This is a genomic window from Cellulosilyticum sp. (genome assembly GCF_982396655.1).
Genome location: NZ_CEVXFV010000001.1, coordinates 232563 through 255461, shown reverse-complemented (window position 1 = coordinate 255461; position 22899 = coordinate 232563). Strand labels below are relative to the sequence as shown.

Annotated in this window: 15 protein-coding genes and 1 other annotated feature; of the genes, 9 read left to right on the top strand and 6 right to left on the bottom strand. The window is 34.6% G+C overall.

Features of this window, described 5'->3' with window-relative positions:
• Positions 1-6: 6 nt before the first annotated feature.
• The 3 genes from AC1VAQ_RS01080 to AC1VAQ_RS01070 form a co-directional block, all read right to left on the bottom strand.
• Positions 7-666 carry a hypothetical protein gene (locus tag AC1VAQ_RS01080; RefSeq protein ID WP_302597997.1) on the bottom strand — a complete coding sequence of 220 codons (660 nt, stop codon included), beginning with the start codon at positions 664-666 and terminating at the stop codon, positions 7-9.
• 257 nt (positions 667-923) lie between these two features.
• A complete protein-coding gene (locus AC1VAQ_RS01075; protein WP_302597996.1) occupies positions 924-1361 on the bottom strand; it encodes a MarR family winged helix-turn-helix transcriptional regulator in 438 nt (145 codons plus the stop codon).
• 84 nt (positions 1362-1445) lie between these two features.
• On the bottom strand, positions 1446-2276 hold the full coding sequence (locus tag AC1VAQ_RS01070) for a glycoside hydrolase family 191 protein (RefSeq protein ID WP_303244044.1): 831 nt from the start codon (positions 2274-2276) through the stop codon (positions 1446-1448).
• 151 nt (positions 2277-2427) lie between these two features.
• Here AC1VAQ_RS01070 and AC1VAQ_RS01065 point away from each other — a divergent pair, with 151 nt between their 5' ends.
• The 7 genes from AC1VAQ_RS01065 to AC1VAQ_RS01035 all read left to right on the top strand — a co-directional run bounded on the left by AC1VAQ_RS01065 (position 2428) and on the right by AC1VAQ_RS01035 (position 15262).
• Positions 2428-4419 (top strand): NAD-dependent epimerase/dehydratase family protein, encoded by a 1992-nt coding sequence (locus AC1VAQ_RS01065; protein ID WP_479903387.1) that lies wholly within the window; start codon positions 2428-2430, stop codon positions 4417-4419.
• Positions 4419-5291, top strand: a complete 873-nt coding sequence (locus AC1VAQ_RS01060; RefSeq protein WP_303244046.1) for a hypothetical protein — start codon at positions 4419-4421, stop codon at positions 5289-5291. The genes AC1VAQ_RS01065 and AC1VAQ_RS01060 overlap by 1 nt, the downstream gene beginning before the upstream one ends.
• Positions 5288-7120, top strand: a complete 1833-nt coding sequence (locus AC1VAQ_RS01055) for a DUF2194 domain-containing protein (RefSeq protein ID WP_302597992.1) — start codon at positions 5288-5290, stop codon at positions 7118-7120. The genes AC1VAQ_RS01060 and AC1VAQ_RS01055 overlap by 4 nt, the downstream gene beginning before the upstream one ends.
• 1 nt (position 7121) lies before the next feature.
• On the top strand, positions 7122-8546 hold the full coding sequence (gene pelF, locus AC1VAQ_RS01050) for a GT4 family glycosyltransferase PelF (protein WP_302597991.1): 1425 nt from the start codon (positions 7122-7124) through the stop codon (positions 8544-8546).
• Between the two features lie 8 nt (positions 8547-8554).
• Positions 8555-9991 carry an exopolysaccharide Pel transporter PelG gene (pelG, locus tag AC1VAQ_RS01045; protein ID WP_302597990.1) on the top strand — a complete coding sequence of 479 codons (1437 nt, stop codon included), beginning with the start codon at positions 8555-8557 and terminating at the stop codon, positions 9989-9991.
• Complete coding sequence (locus tag AC1VAQ_RS01040; protein ID WP_479903386.1) at positions 9967-12633, top strand: hypothetical protein; 2667 nt, start codon at positions 9967-9969, stop codon at positions 12631-12633. The genes pelG and AC1VAQ_RS01040 overlap by 25 nt, the downstream gene beginning before the upstream one ends.
• 298 nt (positions 12634-12931) lie before the next feature.
• Positions 12932-15262, top strand: a complete 2331-nt coding sequence (locus AC1VAQ_RS01035) for a glycoside hydrolase family 2 protein (protein ID WP_303244048.1) — start codon at positions 12932-12934, stop codon at positions 15260-15262.
• A 506-nt stretch (positions 15263-15768) separates the two neighbouring features.
• Here the strand turns inward: AC1VAQ_RS01035 and AC1VAQ_RS01030 are convergent.
• Both AC1VAQ_RS01030 and AC1VAQ_RS01025 read right to left on the bottom strand, forming a co-directional pair.
• Positions 15769-16509, bottom strand: a complete 741-nt coding sequence (locus tag AC1VAQ_RS01030) for a CPBP family intramembrane metalloprotease (RefSeq protein ID WP_302597938.1) — start codon at positions 16507-16509, stop codon at positions 15769-15771.
• 255 nt (positions 16510-16764) lie between these two features.
• Positions 16765-17442: a biosynthetic peptidoglycan transglycosylase gene (locus AC1VAQ_RS01025; protein ID WP_302597937.1), complete on the bottom strand. Its 678-nt coding sequence runs from the start codon at positions 17440-17442 to the stop codon at positions 16765-16767.
• A 295-nt stretch (positions 17443-17737) separates the two neighbouring features.
• Here AC1VAQ_RS01025 and AC1VAQ_RS01020 point away from each other — a divergent pair, with 295 nt between their 5' ends.
• Positions 17738-19525 (top strand): family 10 glycosylhydrolase, encoded by a 1788-nt coding sequence (locus tag AC1VAQ_RS01020; protein ID WP_302597936.1) that lies wholly within the window; start codon positions 17738-17740, stop codon positions 19523-19525.
• A 131-nt stretch (positions 19526-19656) separates the two neighbouring features.
• Here AC1VAQ_RS01020 and AC1VAQ_RS01015 read toward each other — a convergent pair whose 3' ends face one another.
• Entirely contained in the window at positions 19657-20625 is a 969-nt protein-coding gene (locus AC1VAQ_RS01015) for a hypothetical protein (RefSeq protein WP_302597935.1), read from the bottom strand.
• A gap of 196 nt (positions 20626-20821) precedes the next feature.
• Positions 20822-21071: a binding site (T-box leader), on the top strand.
• Positions 21072-21160: 89 nt separating this feature from the next.
• Between AC1VAQ_RS01015 and AC1VAQ_RS01010 the strand changes: the two genes are divergently transcribed.
• The gene (locus AC1VAQ_RS01010) at positions 21161-22816 is read left to right on the top strand and encodes a 2-isopropylmalate synthase (RefSeq protein WP_302597934.1); all 1656 of its coding nucleotides are present in this window, start codon (positions 21161-21163) and stop codon (positions 22814-22816) included.
• Positions 22817-22899 lie beyond the last annotated feature (83 nt).

Below are 22899 nucleotides of genomic sequence, written 5' to 3'. Positions count from 1 at the left end.
CCTAGATTATTTTTTAAAGAACTCTAATATAGTGCTGATACGATGAGATTCAGCAGTAATTAAATCAGTTTCTTCTTGAATAAGAAGCTCTCTATATTTAATTTGCTGATGATAGTTAGCTATTAAGGCTGAAAGTTGTTCAATCTCTTGCTTAAGATTTGCAATATCCTTTAGGTTTGAAGTTGTAAAATCATTAATAAAGTGCTCTAAATGTGCATTACGGCGTTGCCCATCGGTTAAAAGTTTATCTACATCAATTGCAGAGGCTTTAGCGATATTATCAATAGTTGTTTTTTTTACAAACTCAGGAAGTTCTGCAGGTAAAGCATTAATAAGGTTTTCTAATAAAAATACAGTTTCAGTAGGTACCATGTGCCCTAAATCTGAATCCTTATAAACATCTTCAATATTAATAGCATGATCATATAAGGGGGGCTCAGGCGGTATTTCATTGGAGGGTTCTTCAGACATAGGCATAGGTATGTCTGGCTCCGTTGCAATAGGTGAAGATATAACGTCTTCTTGAATTGGAGTAGAAGTATATGTTTCCTTTTCAGATGATGTCACAGTTGTGCTTTCATCTAAGCTGCTTTCAGTAGGTGAAAGTTTAGTTTCCTCTTTCTCCACTAACTTATATTTTTCTAAGATTGACATCATTTTTCCCATCGGTGGTATCCTTTCTTAAATTAGATTTCTGTTTATAAACTATAAAATAGTACGTATAATGTACATACCTGATAAGGTCCCTACAATAAAGACAATCATAAAAGATAGGACATAATAAGCAGTACCAGTGAGTTTATAATGCATAAACTTAATCCATCTATCAATTAAAAAAATAAATATGTTTACGAATACTAGCGTAATCAATAAGCCTATTATAAGATAAGGAAAAATCATTTTTCTAACCTCTAAATATGATTTTATTGTAAATCGCCTTTTATAAGTTTTTCTATAACCTCTAAAAGACAGGAGAGTGCCTGAACTTCACTAGGAGAGATTACAGAAGTAATCACCTCTTCAAGGTGTTGATAGCGTTTAGGGTCACTATGTATCATATTCAGTCCTTTTGGAGTCAATTTTAAAGTAAAAATACGCTTGTCTTCTTGTGATTGTGTTTTTTCAATTAACTTATGATGCTCTAAACGCTTTACTAAAGCAGAAATTGCAGGTTTGGTTAAATGAAGTTCACTCGCAACGGTGCCAAGGTTTGGTTCATTTAAGTGATAAATTGCAGTTAAATAATAGTAATCACTAATGCTAAATCCTTTAATCTCATCTTCCGACAGCACTTCATAAATTTTAGCATTAGATTGCTGCCATAAGTAATTTGCTAAAAACTCAAGAGACTCACTTAGCATATTACTACCTCCAAAATATTTAAAAAATTTAATTAATTATACTAAACAGTTTATAGTATATTTTGGAAAAGGTCAATATAAAACTTACTGTAATTCAATGTTTGAACTGACATAATAGGCGTAGTCCGTTTTGGCATAATAAGACTGAAGTTCCTTGATTAACGCATTAGATTTTGTATATTCAATGATATAAATTGCGACACCTTTTTCATGAACACGTTCAAAGTAGTCTAAAAGCTGCATACGTTCTTCAAGTGTATTTTTAGTGAGACAATTATTCTCAAAGTCAATGGCTGCAAATACGCTTTCTTGGTTGATACCATCTATAAGAGTCGTTAAATCTAACTCATTTTCTAAAGAAGTTTCGATAAATTCGTAGCCACCATTAATGATGATAGGAATATTATCATAAGTTTTCTTAAGTCCTAAAAGGGTCTCTTTAATACCGTTATACATGGCTTCTGTATGATAAAGGTAATAAATATCTACATTATCAATAAAGAGCCCATCAATCCCTTTTTCGACGAGTTCTTTGGCCATTGTATGAATGAAGAAATTCTGCCATTTGGGATTAGAAACATCAATCCAACGTTCTTCAGGCCAATTTTCATAATCACTTAAAGTAAGGCTCACAAAATCATCATAGTAATCACGGAAGTTTTCAATGGAACCTAAATTAATATAGCTATAGACAGTGACACCATTTTGATGAAGTGTCTCAATGTCTGTTTTAGTAAAGTAAGCTGCATCAATGACAACTTCTTCATACGTATAAAGTTTTTCCATATCTTTAGGTTCCATACCTATGAACACACCATAGCGCGTGGGTACACCAGAGGTATTGGTAGCTGAAAGACAACTAGAAAAGACTAAACATGTCAACAAAATAATACATAAAGAAACAATTTTTTTCATTTTATTTGTATTTCCTCCTTTTAATTTTTGCCAATATATACTAATATATATTTAGTAATTGACTTGCGTCAATGATTTTGCACAATTTTTAAAAAAATAATTGTGTGAAAAATTTTTAAATTAACAATATATATTACTGGTGAGGTGGGACATGAATGTATTAATTACAGGGGGTTATAGCTTTATAAGTCAGTTTGCGGCTAGAAGGTTTCATAAAGAAGGCTGTCAAATAACTTTAATAAGCGATGCTACAGAAGATGCACTTAAAGACAATGTACCAAAGGGCATTAAAGAAAAATTTAAGTGTTATCATGTAGATGGAAATTTGGAAAAATACGATAGGATTTTTAAAAATAGTAAATTCGATATCGTAATTCATATTGAAAATAGGCAGGAACAAGAAGCTGAAAAGCGTTTTAGAACATTTGCAGCATTAGTTGATTTAGGAATGAAGTATAAAATTAAGCAATTCGTATATATGCCATGTGTAAAAGACGCACAAGAGAATTTATATACCCTCTTGAAAGAGGTACTTATAAATAGTAGTCAAAGCATAGGTCGTGATGTGAGTTTAAATCTTACAACTATTATTCCAGGAAATATTTATGGCCCTGGGGCCAAAAAGGAAGAACTAGAAGTACAGATGAGAGATTATATAGGCAGTATAATGAATGGACGAGAGATGCCATTTAAGCCTAAACAAACGACATATTATTACATAGATGATGTTGTTGATGCGATTTATAAAGTTGTACAACATAAACAAATCGGTGTATTTAATTTAAATGAAAAAACTTTACAAGGCTGGGAACCTAAGTATAGTTTAGAAACGGGAATGAAAAAAACCGTTAGTTGGTACAAGAAAAATGGAGATTTTTGGAAAATAGATAACGAGGTAGAGAAAAAATCTTTCTTTAAGAGATTTGAAACACTTTTACCTTATGGGGAAAATATTCTTTTCTTTTTAATTACTTTTTTAATTGCATTTCAAACAAAAGACAATACGCTTAGGTATAATGTCTTTCCATTAGATTTTAATTTAATTTATATTTTCCTAATAAGTATGGCCTATGGTATGCGCCAAGGCATTATTGCTATATTTTTAGCATGTTTTTCTTATGTAGTTGTTTATTTGAATATTAGCCCGGACTTAGCAGGAGTTGTATATAATCAAGGTCATATTATACAGCTTTTAATTTATGTTATGGTTGGGATTGTAACAGCTTATGTTGTAGACAACAAACGACGAGAAGTCGAAAACTTAAAAAATGATTTAGACGTATCAAGGGATAAGCAAAACTTTATGGAAGAGGTTTGTGATCAAACAGCTGCCTTAAAAGATGAACTTCAAAATCAAATTTTAAATACAGATGATAGTTTAGGTAAGATTTATAAGCTCTCTAAAGAATTAAATAGTCTATTAGTAGAAGACGTTTATTTTGGGGCAGTACATACACTAGAAAAACTTTTAAAAACACAATCTGTATCGATTTATAAATGTAATAAAGATAAGACTTTTTTACGCCTTATTGCACGTTCAAAGGGTGTGGCAAGTAATTTGCCAGCTTCACTTAAGGTTAATGAATTTAAGGCATTAGAAGACTTATTTGAAACAGGTGAGGTGTTTGTCAATTATGCACTTAATCCTGTACTGCCAATGATGATGGCACCTATTATTTATAATAATGAAGTCATTGCTGTGGCAGTTATAGATGATGTGCCTTTTGAAAGCTTAACATTATATTATGAAAACTTCTTTAGAGTGGCCGTAGGGCTTATTCAAAATGCTATTTCACAGGCTTTAGCTTATGAGGCAGCTATTGAAGGGAAAAAATATATTGGAGAAGAAAAAATAATCCGCATGGAATACTTTGGTGAGATTATTAAAAACAAGCAAAAAGCAAAAACACAGTTTAATATTCCATATACAATATTAAAGGTTGAAGAAGGGTCACATACGTTGGAGAAAACAGCATCAGAAGTGAAAAAATGTATTCGTGATACAGACTATATAGGAGCAAGTGAACAAGGCGAGCTCTATATTATGCTTTCTAACAGTGATGCACAAAATAGCCAGCCAATTATGAGAAGGTTAAGTGCAAAGGGTATTGAGGTAACACCATATAAAGGAGTGAGTGCCTAATGAAATTCATTGCTTTAAATTTGCTCTTGACATTAGTTGTTGTAATACTTTGTTGGAAAGATAAACCAAAAGCTATTTTTTTAGGATGCATAGGCGCATTGATGCCAGGTGTAGGTTTACTTTTTGTCATAGGCTATTATTTGATTGATAAACTATTAGGTAATAAGGTAGGGAAGGTAGCCTATTTAGAGGAGGCACCGGATGTAAGCCATAGGCAAGTAGAGTCCTTAGAAAAAGTAGAAAGAATTGTAGCTGTATCTGAAGCATTAGCACTAAATGATACAAAGATTAAAAAAGAAGTACTAATTGGTATGCTTAGAGAAGATAAAACGAAATATATTGAACCGTTAAAAGTTGCCCTGCAAGATGAGGATACAGAGGCAAGCCATTATGCGGCGGTTGCTTTAATGGAAATCAAGGATGACTTTCATAAGGCCATAGAGAAGATAGGCGCTAAGCTCAAGGAAGCACCAAATGATTTAAATGTATTGGAAGAGTATGCAGCAGTACTAGAAGTAAGTATTCAAAGTGGTTTAAATGATGAAAAGCGTTTAAGTTATCTAGAAGCAACCTATGCAAAAGTGCTTGAACGATTAATTCATGAAGGAAGAACGACTGCAAGGTACTATGAGGAGAAAATAAAGTGTGAGATGCGACGCGGCGAATTTGAGAAGGCGTATACCTATTGCACGGCATTTAAAGAAGCTTATGAAGAAACAGAAGAACCTTATCTTTGTTTAATGCATTACTATTATGTTACAAAGAATCATGACTCATTTAAAGAAGTGATGGAGGAACTGAGATACTCAGCGGTTACATTATCAAGAGAAGGACTTCAAAATATGAGATTTTGGCTAGGAGGTATGGCGTGAATCAGAAGAAGGTTTTATTGACATTTATATTAACCATAACCTTGATTGGCTTTGGGTTATTATCTTTTCAATCAGATTATTTGGCAAAGGTAATTTACAGTACCAATAGCTATAGCACAGTAGAAGATTATGAGGTGCAAAATAGTCTGACGGAGGAAGAAATTAATGAGTTGGTGCAAGATAAATATCTGCTTCTTTATGATGAAACTGATGCATTAAGTATAAGTACAAAGGACAATATTGTTAAAGTCTTAGAATATGCTAAGAAGGCTTATGAAGTTGTAGAAGCTAAGGCTTTTGAGGGGTTAAATTATGAGCCTACTGGTATTATTATCTGTTTTGAAGATTTGGATCAAGGCATAAAGATAGAGGCATTATTTAGCTATGCAGAACATGGTGGGAGTTTATTATTCGCAGTACGTCCCATGGGTGGAGAATATTTTGGGCAATATGAAGACGCATTGGGGATTCAAAAGCTATATGATGTAGTTGATGAAACAGGTATGCATCTTTTATCAAATATTCTTATTCAAGGAAAAGGCTTTGCAACAGATGACGAGTTTATGAGTAATTCTTGTCTAGAAGTGGATTTGACTGAATCGGCAGTAGTCCATGCAAGAGCGACAAGTGGGTTGCCACTCCTTTGGGAAAATAACTGGGGACAAGGTAAAATCATTATCAATAATACAACCATGTTTAATGACACGAAGAGTCGTGGCTATATATTAGGTACGATTAGTTTAATGTCAGAGGATTTTATATATCCTATTGTTAATGCAAAAGTTAACTTTATTGATGATTTCCCATCACCAGTACCAGAGAAGAAGATGGGAGAAGCTTATAATAATTTAAATATGTCTGTAGAGCAGTTTTATAGGAATATTTGGTGGCCATCTATACTAAATACAGCTAAGAATTATAATATGCTTTATTCAGGAACAGTTATTGAATGTTATGCAGACAATGTCCATGCACCATTTATAGGCGATAATGTAACTGCAGAAGATAGTTTATTTTACTTTGGACAAGAATTATTGCAAAACGGCGGAGAGATGGGGATTCATGGGTTTAACCATCAGTCCTTCAGTTATGATGAAAAAGATGTTATGGAAGAAGATTATAATGTTTGGGAAAGCGAAGAAGATGTAGCAGCAGCCTGGAAGGAAATCTATCGCTTTGTAAATGAAGTATTCCCAGATTATGAATTTAGAAGCTATGTGGCGCCTTCCAATATTCTTTCCCGGGAAATAAGACAAATTATTCCTAAAGTTGCACCAGATCTTAAGGTCATTTGTGGATTATATGGTGAAAATGAAGGAAAAGGAACGTATAATCAGGAGTTTGAAGTTGCAGAAGATGGAATTATTGAATTTCCACGTATAAGCTCCGGTTATATGGAAGAACCAAATAGTGAATGGGATATTTATAATGGCATCAGTTTACATGGGATTATCTCACACTTCATTCATCCAGATGATGTATTAAGTGAGGACCGTAATGCAGGGCAACCTTGGGAAGAGTTAACAATCACATATAACAATATCTTTAAGGAACTTCACGAGAAGTTTAGCTGGCTACGTGCTTTTAAAGTGTCAGATGCTGCGACTGAGCTTCAAAAATCCTTAGAGACGAATGTGTATTTGACACAGGATGAAACAGGTATTTACGGATATTGTAATAACTTTAGAAAAGACATGTATTTTATCTTAAGAACAGATAAGAAAATTACAGCAACTCAAAACTGTAGTACAAAGAAAATTGATGAAAATGTTTATTGGGTTTATACACAAAGTCCAGAGTTTAGCATTGCATTAGAGGAGGTGAAATAGCTTGAAAATTTGTATCATATGTGAAGGCAGTTATCCTTATGTAACAGGTGGTGTGTCTTCTTGGATTAATATGTTGATTAGAAACATGCCAGAGCATGAATTTATTATTTATGCCATAGGTGCAAAAGAAGAGTCAAGAGGACAATATAAATATGAACTTCCTGAAAATGTCATAGAAGTTAAAGAAGTTTTCTTAGATGAAATTTACAAGCTAGAAACCAAAGGACGTATTCGTAATTTAAAAATTGAAGAAAAGTATATTAAAGCTTTTAGAGATTTAATGAGTGATGAATCTGTTAATTGGCCACTGCTTATAGAATTTATGCGTGGTGTAAAGGTTAAAAGCGTAATGGATATCTTTATGAGCAAACAATTTTTTGATTTGCTTTCAGAGATTTGCGTGAGTCATTTTAAAGATATGCCATTTAATGACTTTTTCTGGACTATGCGTTCTATGTTACTTCCAATGCTATATCTTATTCGTCAGGAGATTCCAGAGGCAGATGTATATCATAGTGTAAGTGCGGGATATGGCGGGTTAATAGGTGCTATTGGTAAGCAAGTTTATAAGAAGCCATATATTTTAACAGAGCATGGTATTTATGCAAGAGAACGTGAAGAAGAAATTATCAAGGCAGAGTGGGTAAAAGGACATTTTAAAGATGAATGGATTCATTTCTTCTATAATTTATCGCGTCTTTCATATTACTATGCAGATGAAGTGATTACCTTATTTAACCTGAACCGTAAAATTGAGATTGAATTAGGTTGTGCACCAGAGAAAATATCAATTATACCTAATGGCGTAGAAATTAGTCGCTTTGAAAATGTCAAAAGAACTTGGGAAGACGATGGGAGCTATAATATTGGTGCAGTTGTACGTATTGTACCTATTAAAGATATTAAAACAATGATTAGCGCCTTTGGACTTGTAAAAGAAGAAATTCCTCATGCGAAACTTTATATTATGGGGCCTATGGATGAAGAGCCTAAATACTATGAAGAATGTCAGATGCTTATAGAGGAATTTGGGATTTCAGATGTTATTTTTACTGGGTCAGTTAATGTGGCAGAGTACTTAGGCAATATGGATGTTAATCTACTAACAAGCATTAGTGAAGGGCAGCCTTTAGCCGTACTTGAAGCTATGGCAGCTAAGAAGCCTTGTATTACAACACAGGTAGGAAGCTGTAGTGAACTTTTATATGGCGCTGAAGGTGATGATTTAGGCGATGCCGGCGTTGTAGTACCGATTATGGATGAAGCGAAATTAGCACAGGCTCTTGTCAAATTAGGACATAATAAACAACTACGTGAAGAGATGGGACAAATTGCTTTTGAACGTGTTAGGCAATATTATACGAAAGAAGCTTTTATTGAATCTTATAAGGACATTTATAAACGACTTCATCGTAGTAAGGCATAGGAGGAAAGATGGCAGGGATTGGTTTTGAACTTAAAAAGTTATTTAATAAAGAAGGCCTTCTGCAAAATATGAAAGCTTATTCGTTTTCGGCTGTAGTAACGGTAGGTCCAGCAATAATTGCGATGAGTACGATTTTTATATTGCAATGGCTTTTAAAGATACAGGGCATTTATTTAGCAGAGCGTCAGGTGATAACAAGTGCTATTGTGTATGCTTTTGTATTTTCACAAATTATTACTTCAGGTTTTACAATGGTGATGACAAGGTATGTGGCAGACCAAATCTTTAAGAAGGCTTATGAGAATATCATGCCTTCTTTATATGGGATTATTCTGATATGCTTGCCAATTACAGCAGTTGTTGCAGGTGTATTTTATTTCAAGTCACCCTTAGCATTTTCATTTAAACTGTTGGCATATACCTTTACATTAGAAATGACCATTATCTGGATACTCACAATTTATTTATCTGCTTTAAAAGATTATAGAAAAATAATTATAGCGTATCTTTTAGGCTTCTTTGTAACAGTGGGCATTTTTGGCGTATGTTTAATCTTAAAAGTTAAAGATATGGCACTTGTTACAATGGGGAGCATGAATATTGGCTTTTTAATTCTCTTACTTTGTTTATTACTTAATATTGTACGTTTTATGGGTAAACAAAAAGAAGGGGCTAAAGTCTTTGGCTTCTTAAGCTATTTTGAAAAATATCCAGGATTATTTTTCTGCAATTTATTTTATACTTTAGGATTATATCTTCATAATTTTATTTATTGGAGAAGCAGTCAAGGTATGGTAGTAAGAGAAACTTACTATATTGCACCGACATATGATACACCAGCATTTTTTGCATTTATGGCAATGCTTCCAACGATGGTATATTTTGTGGTACGTACAGAGACAAGTTTCTATGATCACTATGATAATTACTACAGCTTAATCCTTCATGGCGGAACATATAATGAAGTAGAGCATGCTAAAAAAGCAATGATTGAGACTTTATGGGAAGAACTTAGAAATATTGCAGAAGTACAGATTTTAGTGATGATTGGATTTGCTTTAGCTGGCTATATGTTACTTTCTCAATTTGGTGCATCGCAAATGTTATTACAAACATTTTTAATGTTACTTTTAGGAAGCTTTAGCTGTAGTATGATGTACATTATAATTTTATTACTGCTTTATTATGATAATCGAAAGGATGCAGCACTTATTGCCTTTTGCTTTGTGGTAGGCGTAGGCCTATTTACATTGTTTGGCATGAATTATAAGTATAGTTATCATGGGTTTGGGTTTTTCCTAGGCGCAACGCTAGCCCTTTATGTCGCTTTCTTTAGAATGCATAAGTACACCAAAGAGTTAGACTATCATACATTCTGTGCAAAACCTATTATTGTAAAGGAAAGAAAGGGTATATTCACATGGCTTGGAGAAAAATTAATATAAGAAGATGCTTACCATTTATAGGGCTTAGTATAGCTTTAGTATCTATTGGGGCTTATATTTATATGAATGATGATAATGTGGAAGAAGCTGAAGTGATGACAAGTGAAATCAGCGCTTATGAACCATTATCAGGAGGCGTTCATAAAGGTAAAAGAACAAAGGTTAATCTAGATAGGCCGACTAATTTGAGCGTTAAGAATACAGAAGAAGGTATATATTTAAGCTGGGAAGAAGTTGCAGATGCCATAGGCTACGAAGTAGAGGTCAATGGTCAGATTGTAGCTGAGGTATTTGAAAATACATATTTGCAAGAAGAAAGCATAGAAAATATGAGCTATACATATCGTGTACGTCCTAAGCGTTTTAAGATGGTGGGTGAGTGGAGCCAGCCACTTCAAGTACTTATGGATGAAAACAAAGAAATTGCATCTCAGCAGATAGCACTTATTTATAACTATGCATTAACTTATGGGAATCAAGTTGTTTTACATTGGGAAGATGAAAAAACAGATTATATTTTAGAGGTAGATGGTAAAAAAGTAAACGATTTTACTTTTAAAGAAGGTGTCTATACCTATATTCATCAAAATGTAATACCTGGAAATACACATACCTATGTGATTCAAAAGACAGATGAAATCAAAGAAACTGTGAAGGTGACAACAAAACCTATTACCATGCAGACTGAAAGTCGCAAGTTAGTACTAGATGGCAAGATTAGTGATTGGTCAAATGCTAGTCTTGTGTATCAAAAGGGTGAAAAGCGTTTGTATAGCGCACAAAGTGATACTCAAATTGCACTTGCAGCTTCAGGTGTAAATGGTGAGGGGGCATGCTTCTTTTTAGATACAGATTTAGATGGGACAACAGGTTATCAGGTCGCAGGTTTTGCCTATGGCGGGGCGGATGTCCTTGTAGATGGCGAAAGTGTTTATAAGTATATAGGTGATGGCAGCAACTGGAAATGGCAGGAAGTCGGAAATGCACGTTATAGAAAGACGCAAGAAGGCGTGGAAGTCATTATAGATAAAGCTGACATTGGGATAAGCGGCGTTAAACCATATGGTTTAGGTTATAATGATGCACAGGAAACACTTATGCCAGCCACAAGTGAGACAATGCAAATTTCATGGACAAAGTTTGTACCAAATACATCTTGGATGAATACTGAAGTGAGTAGTAAGACGGGTATAACAAATGTACTTATAAACTTTGAAGAAGTCATGTTTGCAACAGCCTATGAAGTGCGTTTAAATGCTATAATCTTAGGCACAACAAAAGAAAATAGCTATCGTATTAAGCACTTGCAACTCGGAAGGACATATGAAATCAGTGTGCGTCCTATTATGGGAGAAATTAAAGGAAGTTTTAGTAAACCATGTACCATAAGCTTGCAGCCTATGCAGCATATATCTGGCTACATAGAGATTGATGGCAACCTTGAGGATTGGGAGGTGGTCCCAACTTATACAAAGGCAGATGAGATTGAACTGAAAGTTGCACAAGATAAAGAAAATCTCTATGTCTGCATTAAAGGCGAAGGAAAAGAGACACAGATTTTCATTGATAGTGATATGGAAGAGACGACAGGCTATAAGTTAGAGGTCTTTATGGACAATGGCGCAGATTACATTATTGATGGAACAAGTGTGTATGGTTATAGTGGAAGTGGCGAGGATTGGAGCTGGTTGTATTTAGGAGAAGCTGAAAGTTCTATAGCGCTTTTAGAAGAAACAGCGCCTCTGCCAGATTTTGTAGAAATGATTATTCCAAAGGCAATGCTTAGTATAGAGGATGACTTTGAGCTAGGTGTGGGCATTCGTGAGGAAATTTACTTATCACAAGAAGAAGGTATGATGACAGCACCAACGGTAAACCTAACATTTGACAGTTCACTTTTAAAACCGCCAACTGTGCAAAGTAGTTTAGCAACACTTCAAACGGTGACATTGTCTTTACAAGGAAATGCAGATTATTATATGGTTGAGTTTAATGATACAACATATAAAGTGATGCCAGATGAAGAGGAGAATATTCGCTTAAGTGTTAGAAATTTAAATCCGAATATAACTTATTCATACCGTTTATGCAGTGTTAAAGGCAGTAATCAAGGGGCATGGAGTGAATGGAAGATGATTCATACAAGAAATTATAACTTTATTCCAAAATGTCCAATTGTCATTGATACAAATAAATCGGATTGGCTAAGTGTCACACCGCTTATGAAGAATAAGACGAATGATGGTATTTTATACTTTGCCTTAGATGAGACAGACCTTTATTTCTTTATTCAAAGTCAAATCGGATTTAAGGCGGATATGATTTATATCGATGTTGACCCATTAGCAGGAACAGGCTATAAGGGCTCAGGGTGGTTAGCAGCAGGCATTGACTATATGATTGAACAAGGTAATTTATATCATTATGCAGGAGATGGTCAGTCTTGGGAATGGAATAAGTTACAGCGTGTTAGTGACTTCTTTGACGTAGGGGATACGATTGAAGGAAAACTACCACTTAATCAAATTGGGTTAAAAGGCATTCATGAAATATGGATTGGTCTAGAAGGCTCAAATCAGGAGCTTCAGCCAAAGGCAGGAGAAAGTTTATTTGTTGTTACAGAAGTTTTTAAGAATGAGTAGTGTCAAACGCTAAAGAGGATGAAAAGGATAGTACAACTGTATAAGTGACAGGTACTATCCTTTCTTAATAAGCGTATTTATAATAAACGTATAGATTTCACATTTATAAAATTTAGTTATTCATAATTTTTAGTCATGTGAAATCTATATTTATATATAGGTCTCACATTTAGATTTAGAGCTAAAACAAGTAAAAATGATACTTTTAGTAAAAATTTGTGTATTTATGTTGTTTGGGCGTCGCCAAGTGATATAATAAAAGAGACTACAAGGAGTTTACCATTAAATAGGAGGAACAATGGGACAAATTATTGATGTGAATTATGACTGGCAATATAAATTAGGCTTCGAAGACGAAGATTTAGATATTTTAACAGGCAATGTACAAAATGTACATTTACCACATGCACCCAAATCAGTTTTAGAGAAATATAAAAATGAAGACAACGTGCAAGAATCACTAAGTTGTTATTATGAAAAACGCATAGAAATTATGAAGCAAGAAGATGAAGAAAATATTTTTCTTTGCTTTGAAGGGGTAAAAGGAGAGCTACAACTTTATATTAATGGCCTTTTAGCGGGGGAACGTTATAGTGAGTACGGCTATTTTGAAGTAAATATTACAAAGTTTATAAAATATAATGCATTTAATAAGATTAGCTTAGTTATAAAAGCAAAGACAGGGGGATATATTTATGCACCTGTTTATTTAAAACGTAGGGCATCAGCATATATTGATAATGTTTTTGTAACAACTAAAAATGTACTTGAAGAAGAAAAAGAAGTTGATGTAGCGATTACAATTGCTGGTTTACTAGAAGGGATGAATGTACAGGCAGCTGTAATGAATAAAAAAGGTAATGTGATTGCCAATGCAGTAAGTGATCCTTTAAGAAGCTTAGAACTTACTTTAAATATGAAGATGAAAGATGTAGAAATCTGGGATGTAGAAGATCCTGAGCTTTATGATTTACATGTCTTTTTGCAATATGATGCACACATTATAGATGAAATGATTATTCCTTTTGGATTTAGACAAACAGAGTTTAAAAAAGATGGTTTTTATTTAAATGGCAGAAAGCTAAAAATATGTGGTGTAAGTCGTGGTGAGGGTGTAGAGATTGGCAATTATATGCCGACTAAGGCTTTAGAAGATAGTGATGCTTGCATTATCAAACGTGAGCTTAACATGAATATGGTAAAAGTGACAAAAGAAAGTATCACACCAAGCTTTCTCAAAAAATGTGATGAGCTAGGGCTTTTAGTATTTCTAGAACTGCCTAAATGGACACAAAGAGAAGGGGTATTAGATGAAGAATCAGTACATATACGTGAGTTTACAAACTTTATAAAAGTGTATCGCAATTATACAGGTTTGGTTATATGGGGATTAGGAATCATAGAGGAGCCGAATAGCTATGAACGCAACATGCATCAGATCCTTAAGAGACTAGACCCGGCAAGAGCAATAGGCGGGCAGACACAAAAAGAAGAACTCATTGATGTATATACTTATATAGATTATACGTATACGGATGCAGGAGATGGACTTGAAAATCCAGATAAAGTGGCACCAAATAGTGAAATTCCCTATTTAGTTTCAAGTCATACAGGCCCACTTTTCCCAACTAAGAGTTTTGATACAGAAGAGCGCCGAACAGAATATGCATTAAGACATATGCGTATTTTAGATGAAGCTTATGAAAGTGAAAGAATATGTGGGGTGATTGCAAGCAGTTTTGTAGATATGGCAATGGAGACATATGTAGGGGCAAGAAGGAAGATTTGCTATACGGGTCTTTTAGATTGTGACCGTCAACTTAAGAGCGTAGCATATGCTTATGGCAGCCAGCAAGATGAGCATTTGGTGATGGAAGTAAGCAGCAATATGCAAGGGGAAGAAGGAAACATTGCAGGAGGAATTTATGTTTTCACCAACTGTGATAAGGTGAAATTCTATAAAGATGAAGTTTGTATTGGTGAATTTTATCCTGATAAAGATGAGTTTCCGCATTTAGCCCACCCACCTATTTATATCGATGATTATATTGGTAACAGTTTAGTAACAGCTGAAGGGTATTCAGTAAAGGATGCAGCTTTCATGAAGAAAATTTTAATGGCTATGGCAAATCATGATGGCGACCTACCTTTAGAGATTAAGGGCAAGCTCATGCTTGCTAGATTTAAAAGTAAAATGGATAAGGAAACAATCAATCACCTATATCAAAAATATATTTTAGCTAGTGAAAATCCACAGACACGTTATATTTTTGAAGGTTATATAGGCGAGGAGAAAGTTGCAACCCTTATAAAAGGTGGCTATACGCCAGCACGCATTATAGCAGAAGCCGAGCGTCATGACCTTATTCATGGCGAAACGTATGATGTGACACGTATTAGTATTAAAGTAGTTGATCAATATGGCAATGTACTGCCATATATAAATGATGTGATTCGTACCGAAACAACAGGATCTGTAGAAATTATAGGGCATACTTATCAGAGCTTAGTTGGTGGCACATTAGCTGTTTATGTCAAAACAAAAGGCGAAGTAGGGACAGGTGTCGTTTCTATTAAGAGCAATGAATTAGGAGAAGGACAACTTATCTTCCAAGTTGCAAAGAAGTGAGAAATAGAGTAGAAAAATATAGGTCCGCTAGACACTGGGGCACCGGCTGGCTACACTCTACACAAGTTGTGATGTTCTAAGTTTGATAATAAAAGAAACGGCGAAAAACTTGCTTCACTGCGTTACGCTTCGGACACTTCGCCTAAAACCTCTTTTATTATCTTCACTAAGACCATTATCAGTTTGCTCCGAAGGTAGCCTGCTGGTGCCTCAGTATCTAGCTATATTTTTGACACATTTGAAAAAGATAAAAGGCAAAGTAGACTGAGTTGTAGGATATAGTTATATTTAAGGAATATGTTTTAGTGGTAGGAATACTCTAAATCTCAACAAAATTACCCTTGAAATCACATAATAAATGCCATGAGGTTTACTATGTGAATCAAGGGTTTTATTGTATTTATTATTAGAAATAACAGGTGAAGTACACTTAGAGTGGCCGTATTTATATCATTTGATATAAATATATTTTTGGCATGCATTATTGTGTAAGTTTATATGTAAGTTTATATGTGATTTAGGGTATGATTTTGTTGGTTTCTTTTGTTGTAGAGTGTAACAGTTAATATTGAAACAAGTATAATTGCAGTATTGGCTAGAATAGTTCCTGGCCAGGTCATTGTTAGGGTGCCGAAGAGTGGGGAGGCTGCGTTGAAGAGGGTGTGGAATAAGACACACATAAAGATGCGGCTTTTGCCTGATATTTTGTAGATTGCACCGTTGAAGAAGCGGAAGGACATGAGCTGGATGTCAAACATCCAAAAGTTAATCAGACCCTCTCCATGATTGGTGCCAGGGATGAAGAAAAGCGGAATATGCCAAAACATCCAACCGGATTCTTCCAAGCCGCCGATGATCAGACCGCCTGGCAAAGAAAGAAAAAGCGTATAAAATGGGAGGACCAGTTGTGTACATCTTGAAACTGCCATATGTATTAAAAAATATAAGGTAAGCCCTGCAACAACGAACAAATAAGGATAAAAGTTGTTTTTAGCATAAAAAACAGTTTTCAGCCATTCCTTAATACCTGTTATTTTGTGCTGCTTCTTAAGTACAATATAGGAAGCAATAGCAGGCGATAAAATATAAATAGCAAAAGGAATATTCATCCCAAATTGCTCCAGTGAATAAACCCGATTGTAAACTCTATACCCAAAGTGCCCAAGAATAATTAAGATGCCTGATACAACATAGGCAATGCAAAATGTCAGCGTGGTAAATTGGAGCATAATCTTTTTACTTGCCACGATTTCCTTTCCTCCTTTTAGATAATGATATTTTTATTAAATCGAGTGTAATATAAAGCAGTATATCATACCTGAATGTAAATCTGAATAATTTGAAAATATTAATTTATATAGAAATAGGACTTGCCACATTGATATGCCCCCTGTCAAGTAGACAAGGTAAATAACCAAAATCTACTTAGGAGGTATCATATCACATAAGGAAGTCCTATTTCTATATTTGAGTATTAAATGATTTGTCTAACATAGCTTTCTTTAATAAGAAAGTGCAATTTCATCATAAGTATCACAGTATTCAGTGAGTGCTGCGATAACTTGAGTTTGACGTTCTAGAGAGGCGGCTTTGTTGTTGCTGTAATAAGATGGCGCTTGTGGATAGCCTGCAAGCAATGTGGCTTCATTAAAGTTGAGCTCACGAGGTGCCTTGCCGAAGAAGTTTTGACTTGCCGCATAAATACCTGTATTGCCATTACCATAATAAATGACATTGACATAAAGCTCTAAGATGTCGTCTTTTGAATAATGGCTTTCAAGATAGTGTGCTAAAAACATCTCACTTATTTTTCTAGAAAGCGTTTGCTTGGCATCTAAAAATAGGTTTTTAGCTAGCTGCTGGGTGATGGTACTGCCACCTTGCTCAATTTCACCGCTATTTAAATTAGTAATGAGTGCACGGCTTAAAGAAATAAAGTCTAACCCACCGTGTTTATAAAAACGGCGATCTTCTGTAGCGACAAGTGCATCAAGAAAGGTCGGGCTAATATCCTTAAGAGGCGTATAATGCTCACTAGCACGTACGGCTAAAACGGTATCTTCTACATTGTAGTTAGGGATAGTTTGCTGATATTCATAAATGATAAAACCAGCAAAGAGTACAGCCACAAGGCCTATAGTAACAACTAGATATTTTAAAGTTTTAAGTAATAGTCTCATATATAATCGCTCCTTTTTGCAAGAGATACTTATAGTATACTGTGTTTTGCATGAAGAAGATATGGATTTAAATAAACAGATTCTTACAATTTTGTTATGTTGCTTATAGGAAGTGTAACCAATCTTGTCAGTTTTTAAACCAATAGAAATTTTTAACCGTATAACATTTCAGAACTATGACAAATAGGTTACATCCATTTACAAATAAGGAATGCAAACTTATAATCAAGAGTGACAAATAAATATAAAATCTGTCATGACAACTATAATATGATGAAAGAAGGAGGTATAAAAGGTGAAAAACAAAATGAAAAAAATGGTAGGCTTCATAGTAACAATGCTGTTAGCCTTAACAAGTTTAAATGTATATGCTGCAACAACTACTGAAGCCGAAATGCGTGCGGTATGGATTTCAACAGTTTATAATTTAGATTATCCAAGCACAAAAAATAATATTGAAGCACAAAAAAGTGAGTTTAATGAAAAATTAGACCAGCTTAAAGCAATGGGACTTAATACGGTAATTGTTCAAGTAAGACCAAAGGCAGATGCCCTTTACTTATCAAGTATTAATCCTTGGTCAGATGTACTAACAGGTGTACAAGGAAAAGATCCAGGGTATGACCCGTTAGCATTTATGGTAGAAGCTGCTCATGCAAAAGGGATGGCAATTCACGCATGGCTTAATCCATACCGCGTCACAACAACAGGTACAGATTTAACTGCTCTTAGTAGCAATCATCCAGCAAGACTGAATCCATCATGGGTATTTTCTTATAATAATGCACTTTACTACAATCCAGAGGTAGAAGGTGTCAAACAGCATATCGTAGATACAGTTACAGAAATTGCGAAAAATTATAATGTAGATGGTATTCATTTTGATGATTATTTTTATCCATCATCTTATCCGCTTCCAACAGGCGAAGACAAAGACGGTGCAGTAGCCAATAATCGTCGCAACAATGTCAATGACATGGTATCACGTGTCTCAACAGCAATTAAAAATGTAAATCGTACATATAATAAAAATATTGTATTTGGTATTAGTCCAGCTGGTATTTGGAAAAATAACACAACAGATGCCACAGGTTCAGCAACAAATGGTAATCAATCTTATTATTCAGTTTATGCAGATACACGTACCTGGATTAAAAATGGTTGGATTGATTATGTCGTGCCACAGATTTATTGGGAAACAGGTCACAAGCTTGCAGATTATGAAACACTTGTAAAATGGTGGTCTAATGAAGTGGCAGGCACCAATGTAAAACTTTATATTGGGCAAGGTGTTTATCGCGATGCAGTAGCAACACAAATTGATACACAGCTTGCAATCAATAAAAAATATAGTGCGGTAAAAGGAAGCTTTTACTTTAGTTTAAGAGACTTATTAAACAATCGTATGGATTGTAAAACAAAGATTACAAACTTTTATAAAAATAACCCAACAGGGTCAGTAATAGTAGATAATGGTACGACAAGTGGAGGGACTAACTCAGGAAGTACCTCTAATGGGGCTGGCACTAATTCAGGTAATACATCAAATGGTACAACGGGTAGTACAAATGTAGAATCAGTAACACCAGGAACAAATCCGGTGGTTAAAGATGCAGCAGGGAAGAGTGGTGTTGTAACAGCTACATCCTTAAATATCAGAAGTGGTGCAAGAGTAGACCGCGATATTATAACTAAGGTAGCATTAGGAACTAAGCTCACTATAAGAAGTGTATTAAATGACTGGTATAAAGTACAACTTGAAGATGGCACAATTGGTTGGGCAAGTGCAACTTATGTAAAAGTTGAAGAAAAAAGCGGCAGTGCATCTAATAATAATACAGAAACAAATGCATCATCTAGTACAACATCTAGTACAACATCTAGTACAACAATGAAACAAGGTACAGTAACAGCAACAACACTTAATGTAAGAAAAAGTAATGATGTAACAAGTACAATTGTTGGCATTTTAAAACAAGGTGAAAGCGTTTCAATTTATTTCAAACAAGGCAATTGGTATAAAGTAAAGCTAGCAAATGGAACTGTTGGCTGGGTAAGTGCCACATATATTGCTGAGAAATAGTAAAAGGCATAAAAAATAGTAAAAGACATAAAAAATAGTTAAAAGCATAAAAAGCAGTAAAAAACATAAAAAGTAGGAGGTATCACGAAACCAGTTATGGTTTCAGGATACCTCCTTTTCATTTAGTTTATTTAGTTTTCTGGTGGTGTGAAGATTGACTGAATCACCATCTCACGGATTTCGTCTTTTACAGGAAGGCCTGCTGCTTTGGCATGGCCACCGCCACCAAATATGGCAGCAATATCTGTTCCAAGATTGATATCTTCTTTAATAGTACGGCAAGAAACACCACCGCCTACATTAATCATGGCAATAAAATCAAGTTCAGGGTGAAGCTGCGCTAGTTTATTACCTAATTCACTTTGATAACGGTCAGCGAAGACAATACCCGCTCTTTTACCTAAGATTTCACGCTCAATAAGGTCCTCATCGCGAGATTCAATATACTTATCAATTTCATTTTGACGAATATCTAAAATAAGTTTTTGTGTTTCATCAAAAGCAAATTCACCATCTTCCCCGCTAAGGCGTGTGCACCAGTATTCCATGAAACGTTCTTTGCCAAGAAGATAGAATAAGTCATTAAGCTGCTTAGCTTCTAAGTCTTCAAATTTTGCCCAGTCCCAAGTATCATAACGTCTAATTTTTTCGACAAAGACTTCAGTTAAATGTTTTGTAAGATTTTCTTTGAAAGGTGCATCTAATGTAAGAAGATATCTGTAAAATAAGGCTGTACCACTGCATTTAATGCCTTCTGCATCTGTATCTTCTACGTGGCACCAATTAAATGCATTTAAAGGCATTGCTGTAATATGGTGATCTAAAAGCTGGAAATGCTCTGATAAGACATAGGTTTTATCACCTTCTGAAAGTGTTGTTTCGCTAATATATTTGGCTACTTCTTCATTAACAGAGATATCTGTAATAAAGCATTTGTCATAATTTAAGAATTCTTTCTCTTCAATATAAGCCATTACTTTTTCATTAATATCTTCATAACGGCAGCTGTCGAAGGTTACTGCATCTACGCCATAAGCAATAGAAGCTAAAATTGGTCCGCCAAGGCCATCTAAATCATTATGTGTAAATAATCTGATCATTTAAGTATCTCCTCTTGTTCTCCATAGCAAATTAAATTTGCTTCTTTATTAACTATAGTACAGGTTTTGAGGCTTGGCAAGGTAGGAAGAAAAAAGATCATAAATCACAATCAAATAAAAGACAGGATAAATAGTATAAAATATTTTAAAAAATATTGACTTTTTTAAAATGCAATGATAATATAAATTCAATATTTAAAATACTTTGAAGTGGAATAGTAAAATTCAAAAGGATGTCCAGAGAACTGTTGGTTGGTGCGAAACAGTCAGCTTGCGAATTTGAACTCGCCATGGAGTAGCTCACTGAACTTATAGTAGGTGTAGACGGAGCCTAACCGTTAACAGATAGGAAGATATAAGGCACACAGCCCGTATCTTAATAAAGCTGCATACACATAGTGTATGAATAAGAGTGGTACCGCGAAGTTAAACCCTTCGTCTCCTAAATAATAGGAGACGAAGGGTTTTTTAATGTTTTTAAAACTGGCATTTATAAATTAAAAATAGAGAGTAGTTAAAAGGAGGATTAGACGTAATGAAAAATGTAGAGAAGTATGCAAGTAATTATTTTATGCCACCAGTAACCAAGATGAAATGGGCACAGAAATCACAAATTACAAAGGCACCTATTTGGTGTAGCGTGGATCTTAGGGATGGAAATCAAGCATTGATTGTACCTATGGATTTAGAGCAAAAAATTGCATATTTTAAATTTTTAGTAAGTCTAGGATTTAAAGAAATAGAAGTAGGCTTTCCAGCAGCTTCTGAAACGGAATTTGTTTTTTTAAGAACACTTATTGAGCAGGAACTTATTCCTGATGATGTAGCTATTCAAGTTTTAACGCAATCAAGAGAACATATTATTCGTAAAACATTTGAAGCATTACGTGGCGCTAAAAATGCCATCGTTCACTTATATAATTCAACTTCAGTAGCGCAGCGAGAACAGGTTTTTAGAAAGTCAAAAGAGGAAATTATAGAAATTGCTGTAAGCGGTGCGAAACTTGTTAAGGAATATGCGAAACAGTACGAGGGAAACTATCGTTTTGAGTATTCACCTGAAAGTTTTACAGGAACAGAAATGACGTATGCCCTTGAAATATGTAATGCAGTACTTGATGTTTGGCAACCTACATCTGATAACAAAGTTATTATCAATTTACCATCAACCGTTTCATGTGCAATGCCCCATGTGTATGCAAGCCAAATTGAATATATGCGTGATAATTTAAGTTATGGCGAAAACGTTATTGTATCGATTCATCCTCATAATGATAGAGGAACAGCAGTAGCAGAAGCTGAAATGGCACTTTTAGCTGGTGGAGACCGTGTTGAAGGAACCTTATTCGGAAATGGGGAACGTACAGGAAATGTAGATATTATCACCATGGCGATGAATATGTTTTCACAAGGTGTGGACCCTGGACTTAATTTCGAAGATATGCCAAGTATAGTTGATACTTATGAGGAACTTGTACGTATGAAGGTTCATGAAAGACACCCTTATAGCGGTCAACTTGTATTTGCAGCATTTTCTGGCTCTCATCAAGATGCCATTGCTAAAGGTATGAAATGGCGAGAGCAAAATGACTGTAAACATTGGAATGTACCTTATCTGCCAATAGATCCTAAAGATGTAGGGCGCGCTTATGATGGGGATGTTATTCGTATCAATAGTCAGTCTGGTAAAGGGGGAATTGGTTATTTACTTGAACAAAAATATGGCATTGACCTGCCACCTAAAATGCGAGAGGCTTTTGGTTATATGGTAAAAGGCGTTTCTGACCATCGCCATAAAGAATTAGTGCCTACAGAAATTTATGAAATTTTCACAGAAGCGTTTTTAAATAAAGAAACACCTATTGCTCTTATAAAATATGAGTTTAAGACAAATGGCAATACCCATGTTAACTTAAAGCTTAATGTAAGAGGAGAAATGATGAGCTGTGAAGGGGTAGGTGATGGTAGATTAGATGCGGTAAGCAATGCCCTTCAAGAGAAATTTGGCTTAAAGTATGATAGCTTAACCTATAAAGAACACGCATTAGAGATAGGTTCAAAAGCGCAAGCAGCAGCTTATGTAGGTATTAATAGTGAAACAAATGAGACCAAATGGGGATGTGGTATAGATTATGATATTATGACAGCCTCTATTAAAGCGCTTATTAGTGCGGTTAACAATTTACTATAGATTTCACATTTATAAAATTTAGTTATTTATCGTTTTTAGTTAGTTTCTCTATATGATTTTATAAAATAAAAGATGAAAAATCC

Excerpts from the sequence above, each read along its gene's own strand:
- AC1VAQ_RS01080 (WP_302597997.1), bottom strand. The coding sequence starts at position 666 with ATGGGAAAAATGATGTCAATCTTAGAAAAATATAAGTTAGTGGAGAAA.
- AC1VAQ_RS01075 (WP_302597996.1), bottom strand. The coding sequence starts at position 1,361 with ATGCTAAGTGAGTCTCTTGAGTTTTTAGCAAATTACTTATGGCAGCAA.
- AC1VAQ_RS01070 (WP_303244044.1), bottom strand. The coding sequence starts at position 2,276 with ATGAAAAAAATTGTTTCTTTATGTATTATTTTGTTGACATGTTTAGTC.
- AC1VAQ_RS01065 (WP_479903387.1), top strand. The coding sequence starts at position 2,428 with ATGAATGTATTAATTACAGGGGGTTATAGCTTTATAAGTCAGTTTGCG.
- AC1VAQ_RS01060 (WP_303244046.1), top strand. The coding sequence starts at position 4,419 with ATGAAATTCATTGCTTTAAATTTGCTCTTGACATTAGTTGTTGTAATA.
- pelG (WP_302597990.1), top strand. The coding sequence starts at position 8,555 with ATGGCAGGGATTGGTTTTGAACTTAAAAAGTTATTTAATAAAGAAGGC.
- AC1VAQ_RS01040 (WP_479903386.1), top strand. The coding sequence starts at position 9,967 with ATGGCTTGGAGAAAAATTAATATAAGAAGATGCTTACCATTTATAGGG.
- AC1VAQ_RS01035 (WP_303244048.1), top strand. The coding sequence starts at position 12,932 with ATGGGACAAATTATTGATGTGAATTATGACTGGCAATATAAATTAGGC.
- AC1VAQ_RS01025 (WP_302597937.1), bottom strand. The coding sequence starts at position 17,442 with ATGAGACTATTACTTAAAACTTTAAAATATCTAGTTGTTACTATAGGC.
- AC1VAQ_RS01015 (WP_302597935.1), bottom strand. The coding sequence starts at position 20,625 with ATGATCAGATTATTTACACATAATGATTTAGATGGCCTTGGCGGACCA.
- AC1VAQ_RS01010 (WP_302597934.1), top strand. The coding sequence starts at position 21,161 with ATGAAAAATGTAGAGAAGTATGCAAGTAATTATTTTATGCCACCAGTA.